12 protein-coding genes are annotated in these 12,765 nt (G+C 74.9%); 3 read left to right on the top strand and 9 right to left on the bottom strand.

Translation table 11 applies throughout. The features are described 5' to 3' along the window. Position 1 precedes the first annotated feature (1 nt). From ACFQTY_RS12680 to ACFQTY_RS12670, 3 genes are read right to left on the bottom strand one after another with little or no spacing between them, the layout of a single operon-like run. Complete coding sequence (locus ACFQTY_RS12680) at positions 2 to 334, bottom strand: small basic family protein (protein WP_263730854.1); 333 nt, start codon at positions 332 to 334, stop codon at positions 2 to 4. Next, positions 331 to 1,326 (bottom strand): DUF881 domain-containing protein, encoded by a 996-nt coding sequence (locus ACFQTY_RS12675; protein WP_378100940.1) that lies wholly within the window; start codon positions 1,324 to 1,326, stop codon positions 331 to 333. Before ACFQTY_RS12675 ends, ACFQTY_RS12680 begins: the two co-directional genes overlap by 4 nt. A gap of 20 nt (positions 1,327 to 1,346) precedes the next feature. Next, positions 1,347 to 1,931 (bottom strand): CDP-alcohol phosphatidyltransferase family protein, encoded by a 585-nt coding sequence (locus ACFQTY_RS12670; protein ID WP_378100938.1) that lies wholly within the window; start codon positions 1,929 to 1,931, stop codon positions 1,347 to 1,349. Between the two features lie 192 nt (positions 1,932 to 2,123). On the opposite strand from ACFQTY_RS12670, the gene ACFQTY_RS12665 reads away from it, so the two are divergent. Together ACFQTY_RS12665 and ACFQTY_RS12660 are read left to right on the top strand one after the other, a co-directional pair. Further along, the gene (locus ACFQTY_RS12665; RefSeq protein ID WP_291762879.1) at positions 2,124 to 2,546 is read left to right on the top strand and encodes a CoA-binding protein; all 423 of its coding nucleotides are present in this window, start codon (positions 2,124 to 2,126) and stop codon (positions 2,544 to 2,546) included. 232 nt (positions 2,547 to 2,778) lie between these two features. After that, complete coding sequence (locus ACFQTY_RS12660) at positions 2,779 to 4,605, top strand: DEAD/DEAH box helicase (protein WP_378100936.1); 1,827 nt, start codon at positions 2,779 to 2,781, stop codon at positions 4,603 to 4,605. Positions 4,606 to 4,743: 138 nt separating this feature from the next. Here the strand turns inward: ACFQTY_RS12660 and ACFQTY_RS12655 are convergent, their stop codons facing one another. Next, positions 4,744 to 5,799: a threonine aldolase family protein gene (locus ACFQTY_RS12655; protein ID WP_378100934.1), complete on the bottom strand. Its 1,056-nt coding sequence runs from the start codon at positions 5,797 to 5,799 to the stop codon at positions 4,744 to 4,746. A 143-nt stretch (positions 5,800 to 5,942) separates the two neighbouring features. Between ACFQTY_RS12655 and ACFQTY_RS12650 the strand changes: the two genes are divergently transcribed. Beyond that, positions 5,943 to 6,512: a DUF6328 family protein gene (locus ACFQTY_RS12650; protein WP_378100932.1), complete on the top strand. Its 570-nt coding sequence runs from the start codon at positions 5,943 to 5,945 to the stop codon at positions 6,510 to 6,512. Positions 6,513 to 6,521: 9 nt separating this feature from the next. Here the strand turns inward: ACFQTY_RS12650 and ACFQTY_RS12645 are convergent, their stop codons facing one another. From ACFQTY_RS12645 to ACFQTY_RS12625, 5 genes are all read right to left on the bottom strand, one after another. Continuing rightward, complete coding sequence (locus ACFQTY_RS12645; protein WP_337972841.1) at positions 6,522 to 6,935, bottom strand: Fur family transcriptional regulator; 414 nt, start codon at positions 6,933 to 6,935, stop codon at positions 6,522 to 6,524. 34 nt (positions 6,936 to 6,969) lie between these two features. Next, on the bottom strand, positions 6,970 to 8,013 hold the full coding sequence (locus tag ACFQTY_RS12640) for a PHP domain-containing protein (protein WP_378100929.1): 1,044 nt from the start codon (positions 8,011 to 8,013) through the stop codon (positions 6,970 to 6,972). Next, complete coding sequence (locus ACFQTY_RS12635) at positions 8,010 to 8,921, bottom strand: Ku protein (RefSeq protein WP_378100927.1); 912 nt, start codon at positions 8,919 to 8,921, stop codon at positions 8,010 to 8,012. Before ACFQTY_RS12635 ends, ACFQTY_RS12640 begins: the two co-directional genes overlap by 4 nt. Positions 8,922 to 9,033: 112 nt before the next feature. After that, complete coding sequence (locus tag ACFQTY_RS12630) at positions 9,034 to 10,515, bottom strand: FAD-dependent oxidoreductase (protein WP_378100925.1); 1,482 nt, start codon at positions 10,513 to 10,515, stop codon at positions 9,034 to 9,036. Next, entirely contained in the window at positions 10,515 to 12,692 is a 2,178-nt protein-coding gene (locus ACFQTY_RS12625) for a molybdopterin oxidoreductase family protein (RefSeq protein WP_378101787.1), read from the bottom strand. Before ACFQTY_RS12625 ends, ACFQTY_RS12630 begins: the two co-directional genes overlap by 1 nt. Positions 12,693 to 12,765: the final 73 nt, after the last annotated feature.

The raw sequence follows: 12,765 nt of genomic DNA, 5'->3' as shown, positions 1-12,765 counted from the left end.
GTCATGCCTTGAACAGGTGCCGCCGGATGGCCGCGACGTTGGAGAAGATCCGGATGCCGAGCACCACGACCACGGCGGTGGACAGCTGCGTGCCGACGCCGAGCTGGTCGCCGAGGAACACGATGAAGGCCGCGACGAGCACGTTCGACAGGAACGACGTGAGGAACACCCGGTCGTCGAAGATGCCGTCGAGCAGCGCGCGCAGACCGCCGAACAGGGCGTCGAGGGCGGCGACCACCGCGATCGGCAGGTAGGGCTGCAGCTCGGCCGGGACGGTCGGGTGCACCAGCAGCCCGACGACCACCCCGATGGCCAGCCCGATGACGGCGATCACCGGTCCTCCCCTCCCGTTCCCGGCGCGACGACGGACGACTGTGTCACAACCTCGCCCGCCGCTGCACGAACCGACCGGGACGGCGTCGCCGTCGGCGTGGAGGCCGTGCGTGGCGTGGGCGTCGGCGACGGTGTGGGTGTGGGCGTCGGGCTCGGCGACGGGGACGCCGTCATCGACGGCGTCGACGCCTCCTGCAGGGTCGTGGGGCCCGCACCCGGCAGCTGCAGCCGCCGTTGTGACGTCATGGTGACCCCGATCCCGTAGGTGGCGCGCAGCGTCGCCAGGTGCTGACCGGCGCTGGACCGTGCCAGGGACGTCTGCAGGTCGGCCGCGGACCCGATCGCCTCGACCGTGTACGGGTTCACCAGCGGCACGAGGTCGACCAGCACCGCGCTGCCGGCCGTGCGGATCGCCGTGGTGGCGGTCAGGCGCTGGCCGTTGACCGCGATCGCCTCCGCACCGGCCGCCCACAGTCCGTTGACCAGCACCTGCAGGTCCACGTCCTGCACCCGCAGGTCGGGGTTGTCCTTGGTGGTGCTGTCGGACGGCGCGTCCGTCAGCACCACGCGCAGCCCCGGCCCGGTGACCGGCACCAGCGCTGCGGAGACCGCCCATCGCTGCAGCTGGGCCAGGAGCGCCGGGTCGTCGGAGCGCAGCGCCTGGTTCTGCAGCGCGGCGATCTGGGCGCTGAGGTCGGCGTTCTGGGCCGCGAGCGACTCGGCGTCCGCGCGGTGCTGGCGGACCTGCTGCTCCAGCAGCCGGCGCGCGGCCACCGCTCCGGCCTGCGGCTGCCGCAGGGACAGGGTGGCCGTGGTGACGCCGAGGCCGAGGAGCAGTCCGACCACGACCAGCCAGACGGCCGTCCGGCCGCCGCGGTGCGGGGCTCCTGTGAGTGCTCTGCGACGAGCCGCCTCGGCGTACCCGGGGTCCAGCGGTCGCCGCTGCACCTCCGTCAGCAGCGTCATCGAGGCGTCGCGCACGCTCTCGGGCACGTGGCTGTCGTGCCGAGCCATCACGCCGCCCGGGTCCGGACCCGCAGCACCCGGCGCGCCTGCTCCAGGTACAGCACGCCCGAGAACCAGTACAGGCCGACACCCCACAGGGCGAAGGCCCAGCCGAGGATGGTCGCCACCGTGCCCAGCGCGCCCTGCCAGGTCGCCAGCAGCAGCAGCGGGAACGCGTAGAGCAGCGCGAACGTCCCGGCCTTCCCCGCCAGGTGCACCGGGAGCGGCGGCTCTCCCACGCGGGCGAGGACCAGCAGCATCAGCGCGAGCACGACGTCACGGGCGACGAGCGCGACGACCAGCCACCACGGCACGACGCCGCGCCAGGCGAGCGCCACGATGGTGACGAGGATGAACAGCCGGTCGGCGGCCGGGTCGAGCAGCTGCCCGAGCCGGCTCACCTGCCCCAGCCGCCGCGCGAGCACCCCGTCGAGCCAGTCGCTCGCCCCGGAGACCGCCAGCACCGCGAAGGCCCACAGGTCCTGGCGCCGGACGAGGAGCACCGCGAACACCGGCACCAGCAGCAGCCGCGCGAAGCTGATCAGGTTCGGCACCGTGAGCACCCGGGTGCTCACGTCGTCGGTCCCGCTCACCGCCACCCCGCTCCCCACCGGCTCCCCGGACCGCCCCCACGCGGCGGCCGATGCGCCCCGGCCGACGTCGGGCGGGCTCGGCGCCGCTCACGCCCCTCGGGGGCGCCCCCATCGTAGGTGCCGCGACCTGCGGACGGACCCGCGCCGCTCCGCGCGACGGCACGGGTCCCGACCTCGTGCGACGCTGGTGCCGTGCCCGAGCTGAACGACCCCGCGGTGATCCACCGGCTGCTCACGACACCTGGTCGCTGGGCCGTCGTCGGGCTGTCGACCAACACCGCCCGTGCCGCGTACTCCGTGGCCTCCTACCTGCAGGAGCTGGGTCAGGAGATCGTGCCGGTGCACCCCAGCGCGCCGACCGTGCACGGGGCCGCGGGGGTCGCGACGGTGCTCGACGTACCGCCGCCCGTCGACGTCGTGGACGTGTTCGTCAACAGCTCCCACGCGGGACCGGTGGTCGACCACGCGATCGAGGTCGGTGCCGGAGCCGTCTGGTTGCAGCTCGGTGTGGTGGACGAGGCCGCGGCCGCACGGGCGCTGGCAGCCGGGCTCGACGTGGTGATGGACCGCTGCCCTGCCATCGAGGGGCGCCGGCTGGGGCTGCCGCGCCGCTGAGCGCGGCCGTGGTGCATGTCACCCGACGCGTCTCGCGGCGCTCCGGCCTGCGACAGGTAGGATGACCTGGTTCAGAGTTCGTCGCGTCCCCCCGGGCGCGTCCCGCAGGACCTCGCGGGCCGCCCTCGTGTCGTGCAGCCGCCGATGGCGGCCAGGTGTGTCGGGGAAGTGACCGGCCGGGCGTCGTACGCCTGGTTCAGGACTCACCCTCGATCGATCGGTTCCCCACGCCATGAGCACCACTCTGCCCGCTACCACCATGCCCGCCTCCGGGTCCGAGCCCGCCGAGGCGCCGGCCACGCCGGTGCCAGCTGTCGCGACGTCGACGTTCGACGACCTCGACCTCCCCGCGCCGCTGCGCCGCGCGGTCGCGGACCTGGGCTTCGCCACCCCGTCGGCCGTCCAGGCCGCGACGATCCCCGCCCTGCTGGCCGGCCGCGACCTCGTCGGCGTCGCCCAGACGGGCACCGGCAAGACGGCGGCCTTCGGCCTCCCGCTGCTCGCCGCGATCGACCCGGAGCTGCGGGCCGTCCAGGCCGTCGTGCTGACCCCGACCCGCGAGCTCGCGCTGCAGGTGGCCGAGGCGATCGAGTCGTTCGCCCAGCACCTGCCGGGCGTCTCGGTGGTGGCCGTGTACGGCGGTGCGCCGTACCTGCCGCAGCAGCGCGCGCTCGCGCGCGGCGCCCAGGTGGTGGTCGGCACGCCCGGCCGCGTCCTGGACCACCTGGAGCGGCGGACGCTGGTGCTGGACGAGCTGCGCTTCCTGGTGCTCGACGAGGCCGACGAGATGCTGCGCATGGGCTTCGCCGAGGACGTCGACCGCGTGCTCAGCTCCGCGCCGGAGCGCCGCCAGATGGCCCTGTTCTCCGCCACGATGCCGCCGGCGATCCGTCGGGTCGCCGAGCAGCACCTGGTCGACCCGGCGCAGGTCACCGTGTCCCGGCAGTCGTCGACCGTCACGACGGTCCGCCAGACGTACGCCGTGGTGCCGTTCCGGCACAAGACGGGCGCGCTGGCCCGGGTGCTCGCGGTGTCCGACGCGGACGCGAGCATCGTCTTCGTCCGCACCCGTGAGGCCGCCGAGCAGGTGGGCTCGGCACTGGTGGAGCGCGGCGTCTCCGCCGCGTACATCTCCGGCGACGTGGCGCAGGCCGAGCGGGAGAAGATCGTCGACCGGCTGCGCTCGGGGGCGCTCGACGTGCTGGTGGCCACCGACGTCGCCGCCCGCGGGCTCGACGTGGACCGCATCGGCCTCGTGGTGAACTTCGACGTGCCCCGCGAGCCGGAGGCCTACGTGCACCGCATCGGGCGGACCGGGCGGGCCGGCCGCGCAGGCGAGGCGCTCACCTTCGTCACACCCGCCGAGCAGGGCAAGCTCCGCCAGATCGAGCGCACCACCCGCGTGCAGCTCGAGCAGATCCAGATCCCGACGCCGGCGCAGGTGTCCGCGCACCGGGTGACCAGCCTGCTGGCTCGCGCCGACGAGCGGGCGACGCTCGGCCGGCTCGAGGCGTACCAGGAGGCCATCGCGGCCCATGTCGCCGAGCGGCCGGGCACCGACCTGGTGCAGCTGCTGGCCGTGGTGGCCGCGCTCGCGGTCGGCGACGAGGGGCCGGCGCCGCGCCCCGAGCTCGGTGACGACCTCGACGACGCGCTCAGCCGCGCGCGGCTGACCGACGCGCCCGAGCGGCACGGTTCGCAGCACACGTCCGACGGGGGTCGCCGGCGCACGGACACCCGTCGCGCCGACGGCGGCACCCGCTACCGCGTCGCCGTCGGCCACCGCGACGGCGTGCAGCCGAACGCCCTGGTCGGGGCCCTGACGAACGAGGGCGGGCTGACCGGCAAGGACCTCGGCAAGATCGACATCTTCGGGTCGTTCTCGCTCGTGGACATCCCGGCCGGCCTCACCCCCGAGGTGGTGGAGCGGCTGAGCCGGACGCGGGTGGCCGGACGGCCGCTGCGCATCCGGCTGGACAGCGGACCGCGCGACAGCGGACCGCGGGCCCCGCACGGTCCGAGCCGTCCCGCCGGGCACGTGCACGCCGCCCGGCACTGACGGCGCGGGCGTCACCGTCGGACGACGGACGGCGCCCGGAGCACCACGACGAGGGCCCCGCGGCTGCTGCCGGCGGGGCCCTCGTCGTACCAGCCTGGCTGAGCCGCAGGAGCCTGCCGAGGCCCTCGGCCGCGTGCGTCAGGCCCGGACCAGGGCCGACTCGAGCGCCGCGGCGACCAGGGCGTCCACGTCCGCGGGGTCGGTGTCGAAGGCGCACATCAGGCGCACCTCCCCCGTCTCCGCCGCCCAGTCGTAGAAGTGGTACGTCTGCCGCAGGTCGGCCGCCATCGCCGCGGGCATGCGGACGAACACCGCGTTGCTCTGCGTCGGCTGCGTCGGCTCGATGCCCGGGACCTGCTCCAGGCCGACGCGCAGCCGGGCCGCCATCGCGTTGGCGTGCCGCGCCGAGCGCAGCCAGAGGTCGCCCTCGTACAGCGCGAGCAGCTGCGCGGAGACGAAGCGCATCTTCGAGGCGAGCTGCAGGTCGATCTTGCGCAGGTAGTCGATGCCCTCGACCGCCGACCTGTCGAGCACCACGATCGCCTCGCCGAGCACGGCACCGTTCTTGGTCCCGCCGAGGGAGACCACGTCCACGCCGACGTCGGTGGTCAGCGCACGCAGCGGCACGTCGAGGAACGCCGCGGCGTTCGACAGGCGGGAGCCGTCGAGGTGCACGCGAAGGCCCTGGCTGTGGGCGTGGTCGGTGATCGCGCGGATCTCCGCGGGCGTGTAGACGGTGCCGAGCTCCGTGGACTGGGTGATGGACACCACCCCGGGCTGGGCGCGGTGCGCCTCGCCCCGGCCGCCGAGCTGGGTGGCGACGAGCTCGGGGGCCAGCTTGCCGTCAGGGGTCTCGACCGGCAGCAGCTTCAGGCCGGCCACGCGCTCCGGGGCGGCGTTCTCGTCGGTGTTGACGTGCGCCGTCGCGGTGCAGATCACCGCGCCCCAGCGCGGCAGCATCGACTGGAGCGAGATCACGTTGGCACCGGTGCCGTTGAGCACCGGGTACACGTCGACGTCGGCCCCCAGCTGCTCCGACAGCACAGCACCCAGCCGTGCGGTGTACGGGTCGGCCCCGTACGCGGGGACGTGCCCGCCTGCGGCCTCGGCGATGGCAGCGAGCACCTCGGGGTGCGCGCCGGCGTAGTTGTCCGAGCCGAAGTCGTGGTGGGACGGGTCGTGGAGTGCAGTCACGACCACCAGTCTCGCGCACGCGTGCGACACGTCCGTGCGGCGAGGTCCGGCGGTGCGGGGTCGGCAGGTAGCCCGAGCGGGCGCGCACGACCTGCGTGATGATCGGGCCGAACGCCCGTCCATCCCGTCCGAGGAGGCCGCCCGTGACAGCGCCGGGGACGCCCGAACCGCAGACGCCGCAGCAGGCCGGCCGGCAGCAGCCGTCCGGCGGCGCGGGCCGGGACGACCCGCACGACGCCACCCGGCACGAGACCGAGGCGGAGCGCATGGACCGCAACTGGGACGAGCTGATGCAGGAGCTGCGCGTCACCCAGACCGGTGCGCAGATCCTGGTCGGCTTCCTGCTGACGGTGCCGTTCCAGCAGCGGTTCGCCCAGCTGGACCACTACCAGCGCAGCGTCTACCTGGTGCTGGTCGCGCTCGCGGTGCTGGCGACCGTGCTGATCGTCACGCCGGTCAGTCTGCACCGGCTGCTGTTCCGGCGGCGGATGAAGCGGGAGCTGGTCAAGGCGGCCAGCGTGTTCGCGCTCGCCGGGCTGTGCGTGCTCGCCGCCGTGCTGACGGGGGTGCCGCTGCTGCTGTTCGACATCGTCGTCTCACGGCCTGCGGGGTGGGTCGCCGCCGCCGTGGTGGCGGTGCTGCTGGCCGCCTGCTGGTGGACCGTCCCACGGCTGATGGGACGCGGCGCGCCACCGCCGCAGCCACCGCGCTGAGGGACGGGCTCAGCGCCCGGCGTCCGCCGCGGCCGCCCGGCAGGAGCTGCAGGTCCCGGTCAGCTCGATGACGTGGTCCACGTCGGTGAAGCCGTGCGCCGCACCGACCTGCTCGGCCCAGCTCTCCGCTGCCGGCCCGTCGATCTCCACGGTCCGGCCGCAGCTGCGGCAGACGAGGTGGTGGTGGTGGCTGCGCTCGGCGCAACGGCGGTAGACCGACTCCCCCTCGGCGGTGCGCATGGTGTCGACCTCGCCGGAGTCCGCGAGCGCCTGCACCGTGCGGTAGACGGTGGCGAGGCCGACCCCGGAGCCGCGGTGGCGCAGCAGGTCGTGCAGCTGCTGGGCGCTGCGGAACTCCTCGACGTCGTGCAGCAGGTCGAGGATCTCGGTCCGCTGCTTGGTGTGCCGTTGCGGCTCGGCCATCGGCGCGCTCCTGTTGAGAGTGATTCCCAGCAGTCTAGCGGGGTCGGTGCACCAGCTGGTCGACCGGCAGGGTGGTGATCACCCGGTCGGGGCCGATGCCGTGCTGCACGGCCCGTTCGCAGCCCGCGATCAGCCAGTCGAGCTGACCGGGCGCGTGCGAGTCGGTGTCGATGGTGAACACGCAGCCGGCGTCGACGGCGATCTGCAGCAGCTCGTGCGGCGGGTCGAGGCGGTCCGGACGGCAGTTGATCTCGACCGCGACGCCGTGCTCGGCGCACGCGTCGAACACGGCGTGGGCGTCGAACTCGCTCGGTGGCCGCGGGCGTCCGCCCGTCAGGCGGCGGCCGGTGCAGTGGCCCAGCACGTCGGTGTGGGGGTCCGCGACGGCCGCCAGCATCCGGCGCGTCATCGCGGCACGGTCCATCCGCAGCTTGGAGTGCACCGAGGCCACGACGACGTCCAGCCGCTGCAGCAGCGCCGGCTCCTGGTCCAGGGTGCCGTCCTCGAGGATGTCGACCTCGATGCCGGTGAGGACGCTGAACTGTGCGACGGCGCCGTTCAGCGCCTCGATCTCCTCGAGCTGGGCCGTCAACCTCGCCGGGGACAGGCCGTTGGCCACCGTGAGGCGCGGTGAGTGGTCCGTGATGGCGAGGTACTCGTGCCCGAGCGACGTCGCCGCCAGCACCATCTCCTGGATGGACGTGGTGCCGTCGCTGGCGTGCGAGTGGGCGTGCAGGTCACCCCGCAGCGCAGCGCGGAGCTCGGCGGCCGGGCCCACGGGTGCGGGGCTGGAGGCCAGCTCGGCCTCGAGCCGGTCGAGGTACTCGACGCGGGCACCACGCAGCACCTGGGTGACCACCTCCGCCGTCCGGGCCCCGACGCCGGGGAGGTCGTCGAGCGAGCCCGCGGCGGCGAGGGCCAGCACCTGGTCCGGCGGGGTGCGCTCGACGCTCCCGGCGGCGGCGCGGAACGCCTCCGAGCGGTAGGCGCTGGCCTGGTCGCGTTCGAGCAGGAAGGCGATGCGTCGCAGCGCTGCGACGGCCTCGTCGCGCCCTTGCTGCGCCGTACGTCCGGTCACGAGGCCTTGCGGCGGGTGCGGCGGGCCGGCGGCTTGTCCTCAGCCTTCGCGTCCGTCTTCTCGTCCTTCTCGTCGGTGGCCTTCGTGGTGCGCGTCCGTCGCGCCGCGGATGCGGGCGCCGAGCCCTCGCGCGCCTTCTCGACGCTGCGCTGCAGCGCGGCGAGCAGGTCGACCACCTCGCCGCCCTCGGTGCCCTCGGCAGCCGGCGGGGCGGGCGGGACGCGCGTCTCGCCGCTGGCGATCTTCTCCTCGATCAGGTCGTGCAGGGCGGCGCCGTACCGGTCGTGGTACTGCGACGGGTCGAAGTCGGCCGCCAGGGAGTCGACGAGCGTGGAGGCCATCGCGAGCTCCTGCGGCTTGACCTGGACGTCGGTCTCCAGGATCGGGAAGTCCGCCTCGCGCACCTCGTCGGGCCACAGCAGCGTCTGCATGCAGATGACGTCGCCGCGCACCCGCAGCACCGCCATCGACTCGCGCTGCCGCAGCGCCACCGTCACGACGGCCATGCGGTCGGCCTGCTCCAGCGCGCCGCGCAGCAGCGCGTAGGGCTTGACGGCCGTCTTCTCCGGCTCGAGGTAGTACGTCTTGCCGAGCAGGATCGGGTCCACCTGCTCCGCGGGGACGAACTCCAGCACCTCGATCTCGCGCGAGGTGGTCAGCGGCAGGGCGGCGAAGTCCTCGTCCTCGAGCACCACCAGCTTGCCGTCGTCGGTCTCGTAGCCCTTGGCGATGTCCGACCACTCGACGGTCTCCCCGTCGACGCTGCAGACCTTCTTGTACCGGATGCGGCCGCCGTCCTCCCGGTGCACCTGGTGCAGCGCCACCTCGTGCTCGCCGGTGGCCGCGTACAGCCGAACGGGCACGTTGACAAGGCCGAAGGCCACCGCGCCCTTCCAGATCGCTCGCACGTCGCCGCCTCGCCCTCGTCTCGCCGACAGCCCCGTGACCCCGGGCAGGGACGAGCGGCCGCGTGGCGCGGGGCCCGTTCCTGCAGGATGCCACGGACAGGCAAGGTTCGCCTCACCCCGCTGCCTCGGCCAGCGCACCGACGCCGGCGGGGAGCCGGTCACCCTCGGCGCCCGCCAGCCAGTCGAGCAGGCCGCACACCGCATCGGTGCAGCCGCCGCAACCCGTGGTGGCGCGCGTGGCGCGCGCGACGTCCGCCGGGGTGCGAGCCCCGTCGCCCCAGGCACGGACCAGCTCACCCTTGGTGACGCCGTTGCAGCGGCAGACGGTGGCGCGGTCGGGCATCAGGGTGACGGACGGCTCCGGCTCCGGACCGGCCCCCCGCACCGGTCGCAGCAGCAGGTGCGCCGGGTCCGCGGGGACGGGGGTGCGACGGGTGTACGCGGCGGTCAGGTCCGCCGCGACGGGCCCGGCGCCGACGCACGTGGCGCCGACCACCGCTCCCCCGGCGACCACGACCTCGACGTGCCGGCCGGTGCTCGGGTCGCTGAGGCGGACGGAGCGGTGCTTGCCGGCCGTGGTCGCGGCGCCCGTCAGGCCCATGGTGACCACCTCGAGCCCGTGCGCCTTGAGACGGACGACGTCGGTCGCCGCGCCCGCGTCGACCGTCCGGGGCCGTGGCACCGCTGCAGTCCCCCGTGCCAGCACCTCCGCGAGGCGCCGCGCCTGCTCCCACCCCTGTGCGACCAGACCGGACGAGCCCTCCGCCGGCTGCGCGCAGTCGCCGACCGCGTACACGTGCGGGTCCGACGTGGCGCCGTCGCCGTCGACGACGATGCCGCGCCCGACGGCGAGCCCTGCAGCCGCCGCGAGGCCGACCTCCGGCACGGTGCCGGTGGCGAGCACGAGCAGGTCGGCGGGGAGCTCGTCGCCGTCGGGGAACCGAAGACCACGCACCCGGCCGCCCCGCACGAGCACCGCGGCGGGGGGCCGGCCCGTGCGGACGGCGATCCCCAGCCGGCGCAGCCCGTGCTCGAGCGCCTCGGAGGCGGCCGCATCGAGCTGCCGGTCCATCAGGTGCGGTCCCGCATGCACCACAGCCGCGTCCATGCCGCGCTCGGTCAGCGCGCACGCGACCTCGAGGCCGAGCACTCCCCCGCCCAGGACGACGGCCCGCGCAGAGGTGGTGACGGCATCGGCGACGCTGCGCGCGTCCGCGAGGGTGCGCAGCGGGTGCACGCCGAGCGGGGACGGCTGCAGCCCGGCCAGCTCCGGGACCCGGGCACGTGCGCCGGTGGCCAGCACCATGGCGTCGTACGGCAGCACGGCGCCGTCGTCGCAGGTCACCGTCCGTGCAGCACGGTCGATCGCGACCGCGGCGACCCCGCGGCGCACGGCGACGCCTCCATCGGCTGCGGGCAGGGCGAGGGACTCCTCGTCCACCCGCCCGGCGACCAGCTCGCCGAGCAGCACCCTGTTGTACGGCTGGTGCGGCTCGGCACCGAGCACGGTCACGTCGGCGTCCGGGCACCGACGGACGAGCTCCTCGACCAGCCGGGACCCGACCATGCCGTAGCCCACGACGACCACCCGCATCAGCGGGCCCCTGCCGGCACGGCGACGACGGCCGCGACGCCGTCGCGGACGGGCGCGGGGCGCACGTCGACGGCGCAGACCTTGAACTCCGGCATGCCCGAGACCGGGTCGGTCGCGTCGACCGTCAGCCGGTTGGCGCTGCCCTGCCCGGACCAGTGGAACGGCACGAACACCACCTCCGGGCGGGTGCGTGGGGTGACGTGGGCGGTCAGCAGGGCGGTGCCCCGTGCCGAGCTCACCTCGACGAGGTCGCCGTCGTCGACACCGATCCGGTGCGCCAGCAGCGGGTGCAGCTCCACGTACGGCTCCGGCTGAGCGGCCTCCAGCGCGGGGACCCGGTGCGTCTGGGCGCCCGACTGGTAGTGCTGCAGCACCCGACCGGTCACGAGGTAGACCGGTGCGTCGGCGCGCAGGTCGTCGGCCGGACCGTGGTGGTCCACCGCGACCATGCGAGCGCGACCGTCCGCCGTGGGGAACCCGTCGGAGAACAACCGCGGGGTACCGGGGTGCGCCGGCGTCCCCTGCGGACCGGCCGGGCAGGGCCAGTGCAGCGCGTCGGCGTCGGCGTCCAGGCGGGCGTGGCTGAGGCCGCTGTAGTCGGCGACGCCCCCGGCGCTGGCCCGCGCGAGCTCGTCGAACACCTGGGCCGGGTCGGTCGGGAAGCCGTCGGGCACGCCGAGGCGGGCCGCCAGCTGGTGCAGCACCTCGAGCTCGGAGCGCACCCCGTCCGGCGCCTCGAGGGCGCGCCGGCGACGCAGCACCCGGCCCTCCAGCGACGTCGTGGTGCCCTCCTCCTCCGCCCACTGGGTCACGGGCAGCACCACGTCGGCCAGCAGCGCCGTCTCCGAGGGCACGACGTCGCACACGACCAGCAGGTCCAGCGCCTGCAGCCGCTCGCGCACACGGTCCGCGTCCGGTGCGCTGACCAGCAGGTTGCTGCCGTGCACCAACAGCACGCGCGGACCGCCGGGGCGCCCGCACCGGCGCAGCAGCTCGACCGCCGGCACCCCGGGCCCGGGCAGCTCGTCGGCGTCGACACCCCAGACCGCCGCGACGTGCGCACGTGCCGCGGGGTCGTCGATCCGTCGGTAGCCGGGCAGCTGGTCCGCCTTCTGACCGTGCTCGCGACCACCCTGGCCGTTGCCCTGACCGGTGACGGCGCCGTAGCCGCTGCTCGGACGACCGGGCAGGCCGAGCGCGAGCGCGAGGTTGATCGCCGCGGTCACGGTCGCGGTGCCCTGCGTGCTCTGCTCCACACCCCGTCCGGTGAGGACGACGAGGCCACGTCCCCCGTGCACCGGTGCGGCCGCGGCGAGCAGCCGTGCGGTCCGCCGCAGGTCGACCGCTGGCACGCCGCACACCTGCTCCGCCCGTTCCGGCCACCACAGCGCCACGCTGCGGCGCACCTCGTCCGCCCCCGTCACCCGCTGCTCCAGGTAGCCGGCGTCCACCAGCCCCTCGGCCCACAGCACGTGCAGCAGCGCGAGCAGCACCACGAGGTCGGTCCCCGGTACCGGTTGCAGGTGCACGCCCTGCCCGCCGTCGGTCAACGCCGCCGTGGCGGTGTGCCGCGGGTCCACCACGACGAGGCCGCCGGCGGCCCGGGCCGCCGCCAGGTGCGCCGTGGCGGGCGGCATCGTCTCGGCCAGGTTGCTGCCGAGCAGCAGCACCGCCTGCGCCTCGCCGACGTCGCTCAGCGGGAAGGGGAGCCCCCGGTCGACGCCGAGGGCACGGTTGGCGCCCGCAGCCGCGCTCGCCATGCAGAACCGGCCGTTGTAGTCGATATACGGGGTGCGCAGCACCACGCGGGCGAACTTGCCCAGCAGGTAGGCCTTCTCGTTGGTCAGCCCTCCCCCGCCGAACACCGCGACGGCGTCCCGGCCGTGCGCGTCCTGCAGGGCGCGCACACGGTCGGCGACGTGGTCGAGCGCCTGGTCCCACGTCACCGGGTGCTGCTTCCCGTCCGCGCCTCGCAGCAGCGGCGAGGTGAGCCGGTCCGGTGCCCGGAGCACCTCGGCACTGGTCCAGCCCTTCTGGCACAGGCCGCCACGGCTGGTCGGGAACGGGCGGCCGGCGACCGTGACCGGTGGTGCCGTGACGTCGGTCGCGGGGGTCAGCGTCATGGCGCACTGCAGCGCGCAGTACGGGCAGTGCGTGTCGACCGACGATCCGCGCACGGCTGTCGGCAGGGTGGCGGTCGCCGGGGTGGCCGTCGCGTCGCTGGCGGTCGACGTGGGCGGGCTGCCGCTC

This window comes from Cellulomonas sp. T2.31MG-18 (assembly GCF_964266755.1).
Taxonomy (GTDB): domain Bacteria; phylum Actinomycetota; class Actinomycetes; order Actinomycetales; family Cellulomonadaceae; genus Cellulomonas.
The sequence above is the reverse complement of the archived record's forward strand: the minus strand, read 5'-3'. Positions and strand labels throughout refer to the sequence as shown.

What these genes read in the sequence shown, in the direction of transcription:
- ACFQTY_RS12660 (WP_378100936.1), top strand. Translation starts at nt 2,779, where the DNA reads ATGAGCACCACTCTGCCCGCTACCACCATGCCCGCCTCCGGGTCCGAG.
- ACFQTY_RS12645 (WP_337972841.1), bottom strand. Translation starts at nt 6,935, where the DNA reads ATGGCCGAGCCGCAACGGCACACCAAGCAGCGGACCGAGATCCTCGAC.
- ACFQTY_RS12630 (WP_378100925.1), bottom strand. Translation starts at nt 10,515, where the DNA reads ATGCGGGTGGTCGTCGTGGGCTACGGCATGGTCGGGTCCCGGCTGGTC.